Annotated in this window: 14 protein-coding genes; 7 read left to right on the top strand and 7 right to left on the bottom strand. The window is 64.2% G+C overall.

The genetic code is table 11. The features are described from left to right. Positions 1 to 20 precede the first annotated feature (20 nt). From ACFQS4_RS21570 to ACFQS4_RS21560, 3 genes are read left to right on the top strand one after another with little or no spacing between them, the layout of a single operon-like run. Positions 21 to 1,142, top strand: coding sequence for an ABC transporter ATP-binding protein (locus ACFQS4_RS21570; protein WP_500196468.1), 1,122 nt, complete (start codon positions 21 to 23; stop codon positions 1,140 to 1,142). After that, the gene (gene dgoD, locus ACFQS4_RS21565; protein WP_500196467.1) at positions 1,143 to 2,291 is read left to right on the top strand and encodes a galactonate dehydratase; all 1,149 of its coding nucleotides are present in this window, start codon (positions 1,143 to 1,145) and stop codon (positions 2,289 to 2,291) included. 1 nt (position 2,292) lies between these two features. Next, entirely contained in the window at positions 2,293 to 3,111 is an 819-nt protein-coding gene (locus ACFQS4_RS21560) for an SDR family NAD(P)-dependent oxidoreductase (protein WP_500196464.1), read from the top strand. Positions 3,112 to 3,163: 52 nt separating this feature from the next. Here ACFQS4_RS21560 and ACFQS4_RS21555 read toward each other — a convergent pair whose 3' ends face one another. Continuing rightward, a complete protein-coding gene (locus tag ACFQS4_RS21555) occupies positions 3,164 to 5,230 on the bottom strand; it encodes a beta-galactosidase (RefSeq protein ID WP_500196461.1) in 2,067 nt (688 codons plus the stop codon). A gap of 132 nt (positions 5,231 to 5,362) precedes the next feature. Between ACFQS4_RS21555 and ACFQS4_RS21550 the strand changes: the two genes are divergently transcribed. Then, the gene (locus ACFQS4_RS21550; RefSeq protein WP_500196460.1) at positions 5,363 to 7,273 is read left to right on the top strand and encodes a glycoside hydrolase family 36 protein; all 1,911 of its coding nucleotides are present in this window, start codon (positions 5,363 to 5,365) and stop codon (positions 7,271 to 7,273) included. Between the two features lie 129 nt (positions 7,274 to 7,402). On the opposite strand, the gene ACFQS4_RS21545 is transcribed toward ACFQS4_RS21550, so the two are convergent. Then, positions 7,403 to 7,801, bottom strand: coding sequence for a universal stress protein (locus ACFQS4_RS21545; protein ID WP_500196457.1), 399 nt, complete (start codon positions 7,799 to 7,801; stop codon positions 7,403 to 7,405). 1,879 nt (positions 7,802 to 9,680) lie between these two features. Between ACFQS4_RS21545 and ACFQS4_RS21540 the strand changes: the two genes are divergently transcribed. Both ACFQS4_RS21540 and ACFQS4_RS21535 read left to right on the top strand, forming a co-directional pair. Next, positions 9,681 to 10,073 (top strand): DUF5805 domain-containing protein, encoded by a 393-nt coding sequence (locus ACFQS4_RS21540; RefSeq protein ID WP_500196455.1) that lies wholly within the window; start codon positions 9,681 to 9,683, stop codon positions 10,071 to 10,073. Next, entirely contained in the window at positions 10,063 to 11,103 is a 1,041-nt protein-coding gene (locus ACFQS4_RS21535) for a tyrosine-type recombinase/integrase (protein ID WP_500196453.1), read from the top strand. The genes ACFQS4_RS21540 and ACFQS4_RS21535 overlap by 11 nt, the downstream gene beginning before the upstream one ends. Positions 11,104 to 11,225: 122 nt before the next feature. Here the strand turns inward: ACFQS4_RS21535 and ACFQS4_RS21530 are convergent, their stop codons facing one another. Both ACFQS4_RS21530 and lipP1 read right to left on the bottom strand, forming a co-directional pair. Next, entirely contained in the window at positions 11,226 to 12,611 is a 1,386-nt protein-coding gene (locus ACFQS4_RS21530) for a glycerate kinase type-2 family protein (RefSeq protein ID WP_500196451.1), read from the bottom strand. A 239-nt stretch (positions 12,612 to 12,850) separates the two neighbouring features. After that, positions 12,851 to 13,795, bottom strand: coding sequence for a LipP1 family hormone-sensitive lipase (gene lipP1 / locus ACFQS4_RS21525; RefSeq protein WP_500196449.1), 945 nt, complete (start codon positions 13,793 to 13,795; stop codon positions 12,851 to 12,853). Between the two features lie 25 nt (positions 13,796 to 13,820). On the opposite strand from lipP1, the gene kynU reads away from it, so the two are divergent. After that, positions 13,821 to 15,155, top strand: coding sequence for a kynureninase (gene kynU / locus ACFQS4_RS21520; protein WP_500196448.1), 1,335 nt, complete (start codon positions 13,821 to 13,823; stop codon positions 15,153 to 15,155). Positions 15,156 to 15,193: 38 nt separating this feature from the next. Here the strand turns inward: kynU and ACFQS4_RS21515 are convergent, their stop codons facing one another. The 3 genes from ACFQS4_RS21515 to ACFQS4_RS21505 all read right to left on the bottom strand — a co-directional run bounded on the left by ACFQS4_RS21515 (position 15,194) and on the right by ACFQS4_RS21505 (position 17,811). Next, complete coding sequence (locus tag ACFQS4_RS21515; protein WP_500196445.1) at positions 15,194 to 16,969, bottom strand: PH domain-containing protein; 1,776 nt, start codon at positions 16,967 to 16,969, stop codon at positions 15,194 to 15,196. After that, on the bottom strand, positions 16,966 to 17,454 hold the full coding sequence (locus ACFQS4_RS21510) for a PH domain-containing protein (RefSeq protein ID WP_500196442.1): 489 nt from the start codon (positions 17,452 to 17,454) through the stop codon (positions 16,966 to 16,968). The genes ACFQS4_RS21515 and ACFQS4_RS21510 overlap by 4 nt, the downstream gene beginning before the upstream one ends. A gap of 123 nt (positions 17,455 to 17,577) precedes the next feature. Next, positions 17,578 to 17,811, bottom strand: coding sequence for a transcriptional regulator (locus ACFQS4_RS21505; RefSeq protein WP_253436729.1), 234 nt, complete (start codon positions 17,809 to 17,811; stop codon positions 17,578 to 17,580). Between the last annotated feature and the right edge of the window lie 36 nt (positions 17,812 to 17,847).

Here is a 17,847-nt window from a genome sequence, read left to right as displayed (position 1 = left end):
GCTACCAACACACACGACCCATGGCAGGCATAACACTCACAAACCTTACCAAGGTGTACGACCCCAGCGGCGAAGCGGTCGTCGCCGTCGACGACCTCGACCTCGAGGTCCGGGACGGCGAGTTCCTCGTCCTCGTCGGCCCCTCAGGCTGTGGAAAGTCCACGACGCTTCGCTGTGTGGCGGGTCTCGAGGACGTCACCGAGGGATCGGTCCACTTCGGCGACGAAGACGTCACCGACTACCGGGGAAGCGAACGGGACGTCGCGATGGTGTTCCAGAACTACGCACTGTACCCGCACATGACCGTCCGCCAGAACATCGGCTTCGGCCTCAAGCTCTCGACGAGTCTATCTTCGACGGAGATTTCCGAGCGCGTCGAGAGGGTCGCCGAGATGCTCGGCATCACCGAGTTGCTTGGCGACAAGCCGAAGGCGCTTTCCGGTGGCCAACAACAGCGGGTCGCGCTGGGGCGGGCGATCGTCCGCGAACCCGCGGTGTTTCTGATGGACGAACCCCTCTCGAACCTCGACGCCAAGCTTCGTTCGGAGATGCGAACCGAGCTTCAGGAACTCCAGCAGAACCTCGACGTGACGACCGTCTACGTCACCCACGACCAGACGGAGGCGATGGCGATGGGCGACCGAATCGCCGTGATGAACGGCGGCGTCCTCCAGCAGGTGGGGCCGCCCGAGACAGTCTATCGCCACCCCGAAAACGAGTTCGTCGCGAACTTCATCGGCTCGCCGAGCATCAACCTGTTCACTGCCGAGGTAACAGGATCGACGCTCTCGGGCCCCGGCGGATTTTCCTACGAACTCGCGGATCCCTCACCGCTCGAGGGTCACGACCGCGTACGCGTCGGCGTCCGACCCGAGGACATCACGCTCGTCGAGAGCGGTCCGAACCGGGCCGAGGTGACCGTCGTGGAACCGATGGGGAACGAGAACTTCTGTTACATGGATCTCGGTGACGTCGAGATGACCGCTCGGATCGACCCGACCCTGCGCCCTATCGCAGGCGAGGAGGTCGTCTTCACGTTCGACGAGCGGGCGCTTTACCTGTTCGGCCTCGAGAGCGGCGACGCCCTGAAGACCAGAACCGACGAGACGACACCCGATTTACACACGGAGGCATCTAACTAAATGCGAATCACTGACTACGAACTGTTCGAGGTACCGCCGCGGTGGCTCTTTCTGAAGCTGACGACCAGCGACGGCACAGTCGGCTGGGGTGAACCGGTCGTCGAGGGCCGCGCGAAGACCGTCCGGACGGCTGTCGAAGAACTGCTGGACAACTACTTGCTCGGCGAGGATCCGAGTCGAATCGAGGACCACTGGCAGGCCATGTACCGCGGCGGGTTCTACCGCGGCGGCCCCATCCTGATGTCGGCAATCGCCGGTGTCGATCAGGCGCTGTGGGACATCAAGGGCAAGACCTACGACGCGCCGGTCTACGAGCTACTCGGCGGCCCGGCGAGGAATCGAGTTCGGGTCTACCAGTGGATCGGTGGCGACCGGCCCCGCGACGTAGGCGACGCCGCGAAGGAGAAGGTCGACGAAGGGTTCACCGCCCTGAAGATGAACGCGACGCCGGAGTTACGGACCGTCGACAACCCACGGGCCGTCGCCGACGCCGTCGACCGAATTGCGGCCGTTCGCGAGGCCGTCGGCGACGAGGTTGACATCGGCGTCGACTTCCACGGCCGGGTCGCGAAACCTATGGCTCGACGGCTGGCCAGCGCGCTCGATCCCTACGACCCGATGTTCATCGAAGAACCCGTGCTTCCCGAACACAACGACGCGCTCGCGGACGTTCGGGCGGCGACGACGACGCCCATCGCCACCGGCGAGCGAATGTACTCGCGGTGGGACTTCAAGGAAGTCTTCGAGTCTAACGCGGTCGACGTGATTCAGCCCGACCTCTCCCACGCAGGCGGCATCACCGAGGTCAAGAAAATCGCCGCGATGGCGGAGGCCTACGACGTGTCGGTAGCTCCGCACTGCCCGCTCGGGCCGATCGCGCTGGCCTCGTGCATCCAGGTCGACGCCTGCTCCCCCAACACCCTGATCCAGGAACAGAGCCTCGACATTCACTACAACGAGACTAGCGACGTGCTCGACTACCTGGCCGATCCGTCGGTGTTCGAGTACCGGGACGGCTACGTCGACCTCCCCGACGGACCGGGACTGGGCATCGAAATCGACGAGGACCACGTCCGGGAACGGGCCGGCGGCGTCGACTGGCACAACCCCATCTGGCGTCACGACGACGGCAGCGTCGCGGAGTGGTGAGATGACGAAGCGACCGACATCACCGACCGCGAACGCCGTCCCCGGCCGCTTCGAAGAGCAGACCGCTATCGTCACCGGTTCGACTCGAGGTATCGGCGCCGGCGTCGCCAGACGACTCGCGGCCGAAGGAGCGAACGTGGTCGTCTCCGGGCGTACCGCCGGAGCGGGCGACCGCGTGGTCGAGGAAATTCGAGACGAGGAGGGTGAGGCCGTCTTCGTTCGCGCGGACGTGCGCGACCCGGACGACGTCGCGGCGCTCGCGGAGGCGGCCGCCGAGACGTACGGAAGCATCGACGTGCTCGTGAACAACGCCGGCGTCCAGACCGAAACCGACGTCGCCGAGGCGTCGATGGACGACTGGGACTTCGTTCTCGAGACCGACTTCCGCGCCTACTGGCTCGCGGCAAAGGCGGCCGTCGAGCACATGGACCGCGGGTCCATCGTCAACGTCTCCTCGAACCACTCGCAACAGACGATGCCCGCCCACTTCCCGTACAACGCCGTCAAGGCGGGAATCAACGGGATGACGCGGGCGATGGCGCTCGACCTCGGCCCAAAAATTCGGACGAACACCGTCGCGCCGGGCTGGATCGAGATCGAGCGCACACGCGAGGAACTGCCCGAGGGCCGCCTCGAGGACGTGGAGTCCATTCACCCCGTCGGCCGCATCGGCGTACCGGCGGACGTCGCGGGCGCGATTTCGTTTCTCGCGAGCGAGGACGCCGCGTTCGTCACCGGGACGACCCTAGTGGTCGACGGCGGCCGCGGCGCGGTGATGCAAGACGACGTGCTTCCCGACTACGAGGCTCGAGAGAACTGAACCCACCGGTTCCGTCTGCGAATCGCCCCTTCTCGACCCGTTCCTCTGACCGTCAGGACTCGAGAGCCGCCGACAGTCCGTCGACCACGTGCCCCTCGAGGACGGCCACGTCGAACGGTCCGACTGTCGTGGAGCCGACGACGGCGGTCAGGTTCCCGTCCGGACTGGTCACACGCACTTCGTCGCTCGAGAAGTTCGTCACCCACGTATACCCGCCCCTGGCGGCGACGTGAACGCCCTCGGGTAGTCGCTCGCTCGTCTCGATTTCGGCCCGATCGAGGAGGGTTCCGATCACGGCGTCGGCCAGGTCGGTTTCGGGCCAGACGCCGCAGTAGACGACCGATCCCTCGCCCGCCGAGTTGCGCACGACGGCGGGACGGTCGGCTGCGACATTGTCGCCCCCGTACGCGAAGAGAGGCTCGGCCGCGTCGGCCTCAAGCCACTCGGCCCACGTTCGAAACGCGTACTCGTTCCCGTCTTCGAGCGATCGAACGCGGGTCTCGAGGTAGCCGGGAAGTGACTCGTGTTGATCGACGCTCGCGCCGACGAGGTCCCCGAGCGGGCCCGGCTGCTGGACGGACCGAAGCTTGTTGTACTCGTCCTTGACCCCCGTTCGCGGTCCGAACAGGAGTTCGCCGCCGCGCTCGACGTACGCGGTCAATCTGTCGGCCAGGTCGTCCGTGACGAGGTGCAAGGCGGGTGCGACCACGGCCTCGTAACTCGAGAGGTCCCTGGAGGGGTGGACCACGTCGACCTGAACGCCGCGGGCACGGCAGGCAGCGTAGAACGCATCCATGAGGTTCCAGTACTCGAAGTCGGGGGCGTGAGGCTGTTCGGAGAGGGCCCACAGGTCATCGTAGTCGTGCAGGAGGGCGATGGGGGCGTCGACGTGGTCGAGCGCGGGGCGTCCCCCGACGTCTTCGCGTTCCGTTCCCGTCTCAGGCAGGTTCGCGAGTTCGTCAGCCACCGTCACGGCGTCCTCGTACCCCCGGTCGGGCGAACCGTCCTGCTTTCGCAACCCCGCGTGGTACTGCTCCTGGCCCTCGAGACACCGTCGCCACCGGAAGTACAGGACGGTATCGGCGCCGTGGGCCGTCGCGTGGTGGGCCCAGAGTCGCATCGCGCCCTCACCCGGCTGTGGGCAGTGAGGCGGCCAGTTGACGTCGCCCGGTTGCTGTTCCATCACCCAGAACGGTCGGTCGAGCGCCCCACGGTAGAGGTCGTGGTCCATCCCGACCTGATCCGGGTCGCCGGCTCGAAGCTGGTCCGGCGTCGGATCGCCCCCCGCTTCGAGGCGATCCTGGACGAACCCCGTCGGGTAAGAGTCCCACGAGACGAGGTCGAGGTCCTCGCTGACCGAGTAGGCGTCGAGGGAGTCGAACCGGCCCATGAAGTTGTGGGTCACGAACCAGTCGTCGTTTCGCTCCCGGAGCAAATCGGCGTGGAGGCGGTTGTAGTCGACGACCGACTCGTTCGCGAATCGGTAGTACTCGAGCAGCCTCGAGGGATGGTGATCGGCGGGGGTGTGCCGCGGTGGGTCAATCTCGCCGAATGAACTGTATCGTTGGCTCCAGAACGTGTTGCCCCAGGCCTTGTTGAGCGTGTCGATCGAGTCGTACCGCTCCCGGAGCCAGTCGCGAAACGCGTCCGCGCAGTCGTCGCAGTAACACCGGACAGTGTCGTGACAGCCGAACTCGTTGTCGGTCTGCCAGCCGGCGACGTGAGGGTCATCCGCGAAGTGATCGGCCAGTCTCCCGACGATGCGCTCGGTTTCCTCCCGGTAGACCGGTGAGTTGAAACAGTAGTGGCGTCGGCTCCCGAAGTTTCGAACCGTGCGATCGCGTTCCTCCTGGAGGATTTCGGGGTGGTCGTTGATGAGCCACTTCGGCGGGGTGGCCGTCGGCGTACAGAGGACGGCCTGCATGCCGTGTTCGCCGATCAACTCGACGGCTTCCTCGAGCCAGTCGACCTCGAACTCGCCGCGGGAGGGCTCGAAGACGGCCCAGGAGAACTCCGCCATGCGGACGTACTCGAGGCCCGCGTCGGCCATCTGCGCGACGTCGGTCTCCCAGCGTTCGCTGGGCCAGTGTTCCGGAAAGTAACAGACGCCAATCGACATAACAAACCGTCACACGGCAGCAACCTAAACGTTCTCAAAGCGGCCGCTTTGACCACGCCGAACCAGGCGTCGAATCCGACGATTTCTGCAGCAATGGCTGGCTATTTGGACTGCCCGTTCGTTCGCTACCATATGGACGAGTGCGCCGCCGGCGAGACGACGCTTCGATACGATTTCGACGACAGAACGCTGGCAGTAGCGGACGGCGCGAGGAGACTCCTGCGCGCTGACCTCGAGGTCGTCGCCGAATCGGGACGTGTAGTCGACCTCCCAATTCACGCCCGTCTCGAGGAACAAGCCGATGGCGTCGCCTTCTCGGTCGCGGTCGAGAACGACGGCGGTGAATCGGTCACGCTCGAGTCGGTGGTCCTCGAGTGCGAGGTGGACGGATTCGGTCCAGAAAGTCGCATCTACGAGCACGGGTACCAGTCGTGGTCCCCAACGGCGACGCGTTCCGTGGGGGAACGGTTCCCCGACGAAACGCCCGATAACGCACCGATGATGCTCGACCTCAAGGCGCCGACGGACTGCCGCACCAGCAACTACCTGACGGGATTCGTCGCCGAGGAGAGAACGCTGACGATGGGGTACCTCGAGCACGAGCACTACTGCACCCGGTTCGATATCGTCGACGACGCGGACGGAATCCACCGGGTCGAGGCAGTGTGTCCGTTCGAAGGAAGAACGATCGAACCGGGCGAGACGCTCGACGTGCCGACGCTCTGGATCGACGCGAACCGGGGCCTCGAGGACGCTCTTCCCACACTGGCCGACCTCGTCGGAGCCGAGATGAACGCACGGGTCCCCGAACAGGTTCCGACGGGCTGGTGTTCCTGGTATCACTACTTCACCGACGTCACCGAGGACGACGTGCGCGAGAACCTCGCAGAACTCCAGGAGTGGGGAATCCCGGTCGACCTCGTCCAGCTGGACGACGGTTACATGAACGCGTTCGGCGACTGGCGGACCATCGACGATGACTTTTCGGACATGAGCACCCTCGCGGAGGACATCGACGGGGCGGGATACACGCCGGGGCTGTGGCTGGCCCCGTTCTACGCCGAGGCGGGGTCGAACCTGTTCTCGGACCATCCCGAGTGGTTCGTCACCGACCCCGACACTGGCGACCCTGTCGACGGCGGGTTCCGTGCCGGGGACCGACTCTACGGGCTCGATACGACACACCCCGAGGTCCAGTCGTGGCTCCGGGAGACGTTCGAGACGGTTGTCGACGACTGGGGCTTTCGGTACCTCAAACTCGACTTCCTCTTCGCCGCGGCTCTCCCTGGTGATCGCTACGACGACGAAGCCACCCGCTTCGAAGCCTACCGGCAAGGTCTCGAGATCATCGACGAGACGGTCGGACGAGACGTCTTCGTTCTCGGCTGTGGTGCTCCCTTAGCCCCCAGCGTCGGACTCGTCGACGCCATGCGAATCGGTCCCGACACGGACCCGGTCTGGGAGACGGAGGGTGAAGCCGCGAGCCAGCCCGCGCTCAAGAACGCCGTCAGAAATACGCTCACGCGCCAGTTCCTCCACCGACGCTGGTGGCTCAACGACCCCGACTGCCAGCTCGTCAGGGAAACCAGTGAGTTGACGACCGCCGAACGCGAGGCGTTCGCCGCGCTCGTCGCGACGACTGGGGGCGTCAACGTCTTCTCCGACCGCATCGCCGAAATCGATTCTACGGGCAGGCGCCTGCTCGAGCGATCGCTACCCCCCGCAGAGCGTGGCGTCGTCGAGGGAGTTGCCGAAGACGAGTTCCCGGATCGCGTCGTCTGTGAGCGACCCGGCGACGGTGCGACCACGGTCGCGTGTTTCAACTGGGCCGACGAACCGCGGACCGTTACGCTCGATCCCCGGCGTTACGCCGACGAACCGGTCGCCATCTGGGACGGTCTCGATGGCTGTGAGATCGAGGCGTCCGAGCGAATCGAACGGACGCTCCCCAGCCACGGCGTCGCCCTCTACGCAGTCGTCGAATCCGATGCCGAGGAATCGATCGTCGGGAGCGCGGATACGCTCACGGGCGGTCCCGTTTGAGTCGACGCTGTATAACCCTGTATTCGAGATGGCGACAGGGGTCCGCAGTCGCTCGACGGTCACAGGAACACGAGAATGTATAGTCGAGTAACCGCTACTCGTACTGAGTTGACTAGCCCCGGACGACGGTCAGGCGTCCCGTTCACTGCACAGCAAGACAGACCGGTTCGTGTTGAGGAACACACCCTGGGCCACGCTGCCGAACAGTGCCTTTCCGGCCGGCGACCGTTTTCGACCGGCGATCGTAATGACGTCCGCGTCGTGTTCGTCCGCGGCGTCGAGGATTTCGTCGACGGGTTCCCCACTACGGCCCTCGACGCCGACGTCGAACCCGGCGGCCTCGAGCACCGCCTTCGCTCGTCGGACGGCGCCGAGCTGTGTGACGGACGCCCCTTCGGGGTTATTGGTGAAGATGTGGACGACTCGGACTCGGGTCGACGCCGACTCGAGTTCGAGATTGACGATGGACTCTGCCTGTGCGACCGCCCGGTCCTCGTCTCGATCGACTGCCAGCAGGATCGTAGACATAGGTGGACAGTCACGACGTGGTGACAAATAGGTACGGTCGAACGGGACCAGTCCGGAAGCCATTAGTTCGTGACCCGGACGAAACGCACTCGAGAAACCGACTCCGATTATCGCGGTGGCCACGCCGTCTGGCGATATTTCTGGCGATACTCGAGTTCTCGTGACTGTTCTCAATGGCACCAATTCGATATAGCAATATAGAATTTATCCGTCGTACATCAGCCCTCAGTTAGACAGAATTTATATGGCTTTATTGATATGTAACCCGCAACTACCACCAGTTCAGCCCAGGTTCGTCGGGATTGAGAGGAATTACCGAGGGACCGAACGTCGGTGTATTCCAGCCCGGAAATACGGGCTGGACGGAAAATTGCACGAAAGGTCCAGGATGAGCAGCAATCGAACGCCTGAATCGGACGATCCGACCACGGCCCCATCGATATTCACGCTCGCCGTCCCACGATGTACATCGACCGCTCCCGTCACCAGTTCCGAAGCTAGCGTGAGACAACGGCGTGCCAGGTTCGGACGAAAACGTCAGTAGCTGGACGCAGCACATCACCGGGGCAGCTCTGTATAGTAGTTCACCATGGCGTTGAACACATTCACAGGCCGTGTGAGCGGTTCTCTGCCCCTCGAGAGAGTGGTGCTCGAGCCCCAACCCATCAGCTCTCACCCGTACACTGACGTCCGTACGTACTGTATGGACCGAGGCCAGGTTCGAACGGCTCGAGGCGACCTGGCCGAGTCGAAGGAATGCGCTCTTTCCATGACCAGGACGCGCTAATCCCATTGACAAAACGATCAGAGCTGCCCTCGACTGCGTACTCCTCAAGCGGTTCAGTTACGGTTCAGTTGCAGTTCACTCGCTATAATCGACGAATGCAGGAGCACCGAGAGTACAGCGACACGAAAATATAGTCTAGCCAGACGACCGATAGAGGTCGTTATCGAATACGGGGCGAATTCCCGTCCCGGACAGTCACTATTCTCGCCCCAGCCAAACGAAGGCTTCTCGACGCTGCTACAGCATTGTCAGTACCGTCTCAGTGTCGCAATCGCCTCCAGACGGAGTCCCTCGTAGAGGGAACGATTTCTCCGGTCCCTCGACCAAAATCCCGGTGAAACCCCTCTAGAACGGCATCAGCCGAGCTCAATCCTGCAGAACGAGTCGTTTCCGATCTTCGGATGACCTCGGACTGATAACGTCCTGGTTGTGATACGCAATCCGCATCCGTGGGTTCCCTTCCGTCCTCACTTAGACGCTCGAGTCCGCTAGGTGGATGGACTCTGCCCACTCGATACCGGAGTGATGTGCATACTTCGGCCGGTTTCTGGAATGGCTGCCCCACGAATTCCTAGACCAGCGGCTTCGCACAGGCAACTTATCCCGCCGTCGCTTGCCACCCAGAGGTGGATCCTCGCGACGTCAGACGAACGCATTCATCGGCCTCTTGAGCGAACGTCTGAAGCTCATTTGACCATCGTTCGGTCACTCGCCAGGAGCGGTTGTCGCTACCAGCCTCCGTTGGCTCGATAGCCGTCGAAATACCTCTCAAAAATCGGTGAAGTCCTCCTTTGGATAACCAGAGATTTGGGATGTAAACGACACGGACGCTGAAGGAAGCGCCCCTAGTTCAGTTTCGTCATACGCAACTCACCAGGCGAGTCTCCAAATGAAGCGGCAATCGAGTAGATATTAATCTCGAGTCACGTACCCACATTGAATAGATTATAATCTCAACTCGTAGTATATTAGAGCAGAAAATCTAGAATAACATACTTAGATACAGGCGTAATTCAGGTATCCAAGTTCAGATAAGGTCTCTTATCTCGAGTAACAGCTAGATTGATTATCCTCGAGTACGGACCCTCGTTCATGAGTGACGATCCGGGTTCCGAGACTGTCGTCGTCAGAACCTACGTCCCCAGATACCAGAAAGAGAACTGGACCGCCCACGCCGACGAACTCGACATGAACCAGAGCGAGTATGTAAGAAGTATGGTACAAGCCGGCCGAAAGGGGTTCGAATCGCCGTCAGAGCAACCCCGTTCTCCGGACGTCACCCCTGGGGGTAGCGGCCTCGAAACCCAGGTCCTCGAGTTACTTCGTTCCGGGACATCTTCTTGGGAAGAATTACTCGAAGCAGTGAGCGACGACATCGAGTCTCAACTCGACGAAACGCTCGAGCGTCTCCAGGCGACGAACCAGGTTCGATACAGCGGTCGCCACGGTGGATACACCCTGAGCGGTGATATCGATGGCAACTGATCGAACGAGCGAACCAGCCACGATCGAAGAGCCAGTTTCCTACTTCCTCGAGGAGCAACGTTATCACGGCAAGAGCGAGCGGACAGTCGAGGCCTACGAGCGCGTTCTCGGGCAGTTCGAGGCGTTCGTCGAGGACGAGAGCGGCGTCTCGCCTGCGAACGCGACCCGTCGGGAGTGTATGGCCTGGGTTCACTCCCTGCGCGGCCGCCTCGAGCCGAGTACGATCGCCACCTACGCCTCCTACGTCCACCGGTTTTACGACTACATGACCCGCGTCGACGCCTTCGAGGGGAATCCGATGACGCTGGTCGTCGAGGAGATGAACGAATCGATCGACACGAACCCGACCAGGCGTGAGATCTCGATCCCCGAAATGCAGTCGTTCGTCGGGGACCTCGCACACCTTCTCGAGCGTGCCGTGGTCGTCACTCTCCTCAAGACGGGAATGCGTGTCGGCGAGCTCTGTAACCTAGATTTACGCGACCTCCACGCCGACATCGAAGCGGTCGATCTCGAGTGGACGCCGCGAGTCCAACTCGAGGCCCGTCCCGATTCGCTGTACGTCGACGAGAAGCCGGTTCGCGGTGCGGTCGTCAACGGAGAGGAGCGGACGGCGTCGAACAAGCGCAAGCGGGGGACCGTTATCCCGGTCGATTCGGAGCTACAGGCGGTTCTCGCCGAGTGGCTGGCGATTCGACCCGACGCACGGTCGACGGCCGAACCGCTCTTCCTCGACACCGGCGACAGCTGGGGCCAGCGCCTCGAGCCCTCGGACGTGCGCTACATCGTCGAGGAACACGCCCGCGGACGAGGCTGGTATCGGACCGGCGGCGGCGCAAGTGAGAACGTAACTCCCCACTACTTTCGGCACTTTTTCACGACCCACCTCCGCGACCGAACGGGTGATCGTGGGGTCGTCAAGTACCTGCGTGGGGACGTCGCGAGCGACGTCATCGATACGTATACCCACGACTGGGGGGATCAGGTTCGAACGGTGTACGAAGCGAACATCTACTCGCTGGGAGTCTGAACGAGCGATTTGCGGAATTTCGAGTCGTAAATCGTGCCAGAAATGTCGAATTATTGTCTACACTGCCCGACCCACACCAGACAAATAAATCGTATCCTGCTATATCGAACTTGGGTCGGGTTTTACCGATCGGCGACGCCTCGTTCGACGACGAGAGCCCGAAGGTCGTTAACGTTCGTTCCGGTCGCTTCCGTCCGAATCAGCGCGTTCACCGTCTCGAGCGTCGGATAGGCGTCGTTTCGCTCGAGCGCTCGTCGCGCTTTCAGCGGATCGAGGGATCCGTCTCGGGAGACGGTTCGCTGGTCGGCGATGGCTCCCGCTGCGTCCGTCGCACCGTCGATGCCATCGGTGTCGACGCTGGCGACGACCGCCGGGACCGCGAGTTCGAGCGCCCCACCGAGGACGAACTCCTGGTTCGGGCCGCCTCGTCCGTGATTGTCTGTGAGCGTGACAGTGGTTTCCCCGCCCGAGAGGACGACGACCGGTGGCTCGACCGGCGTCCCTGTGCGGGCAATTTCCTCGGCAATGGCGACCTGCGTTTTCGCGGCCTCGCGTGCTTCGCCTCGCACGGACGAGGAGAGTACGAGCGGCGCGTAGCCGTGGTCGACGGCGACTTCGCGGGCTGCCTCAAGTGCCGTGTTCGCATTGGCGACGACGTAGCAGTCGACGTCGTCGAACGCCGGATCGTCGCCGGTCGGCGTCTCTCGTTCGTTGCCGTCGGCCCCGCGTCGGAGGTGCTCGAGGATCGGCTCCGGAGCGTCGATGCCGTAACGTTCGATCACGTCGAGTGCGTCCGCGAAGGTCGTCTCGTCGGGCGAGAGCGGCCCGCTGGCGATGACGCTCGGGTCATCTCCGGCGACGTCGCTGACGAGCAGGCCGACGACGGTCGCGGGAGCCGCGACACGGGCGAGGTTCCCGCCCTTGAGCCTCGAGAGGTGTTTACGGACGGCGTTGATCTCGTCGATGGACGCACCGCTCGCGAGCAGTGCCTCCGTGGTCTTCCGAAAGTCCTCGAGCGAAATGTTCTCGGCGTGTGTCGGAAGGAGAGCGCTCCCACCTCCGGTGAGACAGCCGAGGACGAGGTCGTCCGAACCGGCGGCGGCGGCCCGTTCGAGGACTGCGTTTGCCCCTTCGACTCCGCGTTCCGAGGGGACGGGGTGATCGCCGGGCATCACGTCGATCCAGTCGGTCTCGACGGGGTCGTCGGTGACCACGACGCCGCCGTCGATTCGATCCCCCAGCAGGGATTCCAGCGCCGCGGCCAAGTGGCCCGCGGCGTTTCCGCCGCCGAGAACAATGATATCGTCGTACGCCTCGAGGTCGTACGTCTGTGAGGGACCGGCGACCGGGGTGACGGTGAGTCGTTCGCCCTCGAGTGTGAGTGCGTCGAATACGACCCGTTGCGGGTGGGCCGCGTCGATACCCGCGGTCAGACAGTCCAGGGCGACCGTTCGCGGCTCGCTCGAGGCGAGTGCGTGGTAGTCCTTGATGGAAACACGCGAGGTCATCCCGAAACCGCCCTCTCGAGTCGCTGTCGCGAATCGGTCGTCGTGTGTCCGTACATACGGGACGTGTTCGAGACGCTCGCCTAAAATGTTGGACGTCGAACCAACATTGTGCATCGTTCTACTCGCGAACGCGCGTACCCCTCGAATTCTCCCCTGAGTTGATACTATACTATCTATAGCTAGTAGGGCTGAACTCGGCTGATCAGCGGGCCGGCGTGCGCGTCGCCATCGGAACCAGCTCAAAACGCCGACCGGATCCGGTCGGTGAGCTTCTCCATCGCCTCGGCCGACTGCTCTACCTCATCGGCCAGGCTCAACGCGCCGTGGGGTAACGACGGATAATGGTGATGAGTCGTCGCCACGCTCGCATCCTCGAGCGCCTCGACGTAGGCGATTCCTTCGTCCCGAAGCGGGTCGTGACCACAGGTGACGACAGTAGTGGGCGGAAGCCCATCGAAGGAGGGGGCCCGGAGGACCGACGCATAGGGGTTCACACCGTCGACCGGGTGGCGGAGATACTGGTCCCAGAACCAGCGCATGTCCGCGCGGGTGAGCAGCGGGCCGTCCGCGTTCTCCGCGTATGACGGCGTATCGAACGCGTGGTCGGTGATCGGATAGCAGAGCACCTGCTGGGCCAGTACGTCGGCTCCCCTTCCGGCGTCCCACCGGGCGACCGCGGCCGCGAGATTGGCTCCCGCGCTCGAGCCACAGACCCCAATCCGATCCGGGTCGCCGCCGACGGCCGCCGCGTGCTCGTGGACCCACTCGAGGGCGGCGATGGCGTCCTCGAGCGGAGCCGGAAACGGGTGTTCGGGGGCGAGGCGATAGTCGACCGAGACGACCAGCGACTCCGTCTCTGCGGCGAAGGCCCGGCAGAGGTCGTCGGCGGAATCGAGCGTGCCGAGCGTCCACCCACCCCCGTGGTAGAAGACGAGGACCGGGAGGTCGTGAGCCTCGAGCGGGCGGTAGACACGAATCGGAATCTCGCTTCCCGCGTCGGCTCCGGGAATCGCGGTCTCTGTCACCTCGAGGAGCGAAATCGTCGGTTCGCCGCCGAAGACGTCGTCCTCGAGTCGCCGGGCCGCCTCGACCGAGAGGGCGTGCCACGGCGGAAGCGTTTGGTAGGTCGGCTCCTCGAGTAGCGTCGCGACCTGCGGGTCGAGGTCGGTCCGTCGAGCGTCCATGACGGCCCCTTGCCGCGGCACAAAGATGAATGGGGGTGGCCACGAAGGGGAGGACATGAGCGACCCCGAGGGCGGATCCGGACCGGATAGCGACCGCGAGTTCGACGCCACCGAGTCGACGGCCCGCGAACTCGACGCGAGCGATCCGCTCGCGGGCTTCCGCGACCGCTTCGACGTACCCGATACCTGCTACCTGGACGGCAACTCGCTCGGCCCGGCGAGCGACGAGGCCGTCGCCGCCCTCGAACACGTCGTCGAGGAGTGGCGCACCCTCGGAGTGCGCGGCTGGACCGAGGGCGACCCGCCGTGGTTCTGGTACGGCGAGCGCCTCGGGGAGCGACTGGCGCCGATGGTCGGCGCGAAGCCCGACGAAGTCGTCGTCGGAAACTCGACGACGGTCAACATCCACACGCTGATCGAAACGTTCCTCGAGGCGGCCGACGGCGACACCGTCGTGGTCAACGAACTCGACTTCCCGACCGACCACTACGCCATCGCCTCCCAGCTTCGAGCGCGCGGGTTGGACCCCGCTGAGCACCTCGTATGCGTCGAGAGCGAGGACGGCCGAACCATCGAGAAAGACGCGATCCGCGAGGTCGTCGACGACGAGACGGCCATCGTCTTCTTCCCCTCGGTGCTCTACCGAAGCGGGCAGCTGTTCGACCTCGAGGTACTCACCGAAATCGCCCACGAGCACGACGCGTTCGCGGGATTCGACCTGGCCCACTCGGTCGGCGCGATGGCCCACGACCTCTCGGGAATCGGCGCGGACTTCGCCGTCTGGTGTCACTACAAGTACTGCAACGCTGGCCCCGGCGCCGTCGCCGGTCTCTACGTCGCCGAGCGTCACTTCGGGAAGCGCCCCGGACTCGCCGGCTGGTGGGGTCACGAGAAGGAGACCCAGTTCGATCTGAACCTCGAGTACACGCCCGCTCGCTCGGCTGGCGCCTGGCAGATCGGCACGATTCCGATCTTTTCGGCCGCGCCGCTCGACGGCGCGCTGTCGGTCCTCGAGGAGGCCGGACTCGAAGCCATCAGGCGGAAGTCGGTCGCGCTCACCGAGTACCTCGTCGCGCTCACCGACGAGCGACTGGCCGAGTACGGCGTCGACGTTGGGACCCCTCGCGAGACCGACCGCCGCGGCGGCCACGTCGCCCTCGAGCACGAGCAGGCCTACGCTCTCGGCGCGGCCCTCCGGGAGCGCGACTACGTCGTCGACGTCCGTCCGCCGAACGTCGTCCGGGTCTGTCCCGCACCGCTGTATATGGGCTTTCACGACGTGTGGGCCTTCGTAGACGTGGTGGAGACACTGTTCGACGAGGATTCGCTCGAGGCGGTCGACCCCGATGCCGTAACCTGAGAATCCGGCGGTCTCGAATTGTTCAGGTCCACCTCGCCTCAGTCGCTGGCCGACCCACTGCCCTCGCCAGACCGAACTCGTCGTTGTTCCTGTAACCGCTGCTCGAGCGTCCACTGGATCTCGAGCGCCCGCTCGGCGTCGATGTCGTGGGCTGTCGCCGACCGTCCGAGGAGAGTCGCCGAACTGGCCGTGTCCGCCGTCACGCTCGCGAGGCGACGCCGGCGCTGGAACACCGTCTGTGCGTTCAGCACGGACTGCACCCGGTAAGCGGGGACGATCTTGGTCGAGCGCCGCCAGAAGCCGGTTCGCGCGTAAAAGTACGCCTCGTCCACCCGATAGCCGCGGTTGCGCCATTTGAGGTGGGCGGAGGGCGGGACGAGGAAGAGCAGCGGCGCGAACGCGTGCCAGTCGCGTACGATTTGGGTTCGGGAGGCCAGGACGTAGCCGACGGCAAGCACCACGGTGATGACGGCGATGTACCGGACGGCGTACCGTTCGCGAGCTCTGAGCGGCGGTCGCTCGAGCGATGGGAGGTCACTGTCGTGCGATTCGTCAGTAGGTGCGTCGATGGCGTCGATAGCGTCGGTAGGAGCGTCGATGGTGTCGGCAGGAGTGCCGACGCCGCCGACGTCGTCGAGGGCAGGCCCCGTGGAATCAGCCGTCTCGGCCCGCTCTCTCGTCCCGGTCGCCTCACCCGTCTCGCTTGCCTCGCTCGTCTCGAACGGCTCGATCGACCTGGCCAGCGCGACGACGCGCCCGAACTCGGCCAGCGGAATCGCCGACTCGGTCCCGCGAGACCCGGACTGTTCGGGACCGTAGCCGGCAGTCTCGACCGCCAGTGAGGCGTAGCCGAACCACCGGTAGGGGACGGATTCGGTAATCGTGAGCGTCTGGACCTTCTCGAGCGGGATGGTTCCGCTGTAGCGCTGGAGCAGGCCGCGTTCGTAGTAGAGTTCGTCGCCGACTCGCGTCAGCCGGAATCCGTAGTAGCGCGTCAGCGTGAGGAGCGCGCTCAGAATCCAGGCAGCGAGGAGGAAGAGGAACCCCGCCCAGAGTATGGCCACCAGACCCGTTCCGGGGAGGTCGCTCTCGAGGAGGTCGATGGGGACGAGCGTCGTCGGGTCGAACCCGCTGGCGAACGAGAGGATGAGCCCCCCGAGGAGGCTCGCGCCGGGGTCGATTGTGAAGACGCTGAGGATGGCGAGTTCCGTTGGCTTGATTCGAAAGAGCGTCCGTTCGGCGTCCGCCTCTCGAGCGCCCCCGGGTCCGTCACCGGGTCCTCGAGGAGCGCGGTCAGCGTCCGTCTCGGCGGTCGTCGGCCCGTCGCGACCGGCGGCCACCCCATCGCGTTCGACGTCACCGGACTCCACCCCGGCCTCGGAACCCGATCGGAGGCGGCGAGTGAGCGCTCGAGCCTCCGCTTCGTCGACGTACCGGAGCGTGATCTCGGTCTGACTCCCGCCGGCCGTCTCGACGTGAACCGCCGCGATGCCGAACAGGCGGTGGAGCGCCGTCTGACGAACGTCGACGTTTTGGACCCGGTGGAGGGGGACCTCGCGGTCGCGTCGCGAGACGACTCCCGAGACGACGTCGAACGTGTCGTCGGTGACGGCGTACCGAAACCGCTCGTAGTAGGCCAGTTCGTAGAGAACGCCGACGAGGATCCCACCCAGGACGAACACGCCGACGACGAAGAGATTCGCCCCGGCCTCACCGGGAGACGTGACGAGGCCGATGACGAAGAAGAAAAAGCCGAGGTTAAGACTCCGCGAGAGCGAGCGAACGACCACCGACGACGGGTGGAGGCGCTTCATACGGCGTCTTCACCGTTCGTTTCGATCGTGAGTTCGCGGAGCCGTTCCTGTAACGCCTCGGCCCGATCGGGCGTGAGGCCGGGAATCGCCACGTCGGCGTTCCTGGACCCCGCCGTGTAGACCACGAGCGTCCCGAGTCCGAGGGCTCGCTCGAGCGGCGACCGTCTGGAGTCGACGTGCTGGACGCGAACGTAGGGAACCACGGTCTTGATCCGGGTGAAGACGCCGCGCTCGATGTACAGCGACTGGTTGCGGAGCGTGAAGCCGAACACGGCGTATCGTCGCCAGGCAATGGCGGTCCGGACGAGGGAGACGAGGACGACGAGGACGACGGTTCCCAGGAGAATCCGATCCGTGCCGATCGCCAGCACCTCGCGAGTCTGTAACGCCACCAGGAGGCCCCCCAGGACGGTGCCCAGGATCACGGTTCGAACGACGGCGGCGACGATCCAGACCCAGCGAATCCTCGGCTCGAGTCGTTCCATCGAGTCGGGATTCGACGGTCAGCCCGATAAAGCGTCTGACAGCGGGCAGAAATTGAGAGTTGTGGCCGCAACGATTAGAGGGGCAGCCAGTCAGAAGGGCAGCGGAGTAGTCGATCCAGTCGATCAGTGGGTTGCCTTGCGAATCGCGTCGATTTCGTAGAGGTCCTCGTGGAGTCCCTCGCCGTCACAGTCCTCCGTCGGGCACGCGTAGTGCCACCCGTCTCGAGTCGCGTCGCGTTCCCGGAATCGCTCCCCACAGACCTGGCAGTATAATTGTCCTTTCTCACACGAGTCCCGATGAATCTCGAGGGCGAGCGACGTCTGGAACGACTGGTTGCAGTTGCGACAGGTGTGCATACTAGAAGTGACGTGAACCCAGGCCAAAAATTACGT

This window comes from Saliphagus sp. GCM10025317, assembly GCF_042663665.1.
GTDB lineage: Archaea > Halobacteriota > Halobacteria > Halobacteriales > Natrialbaceae > Natronosalvus.
Note: the sequence above shows the minus strand (reverse complement) of the source record. Positions and strands in the feature narration are given on the sequence as shown.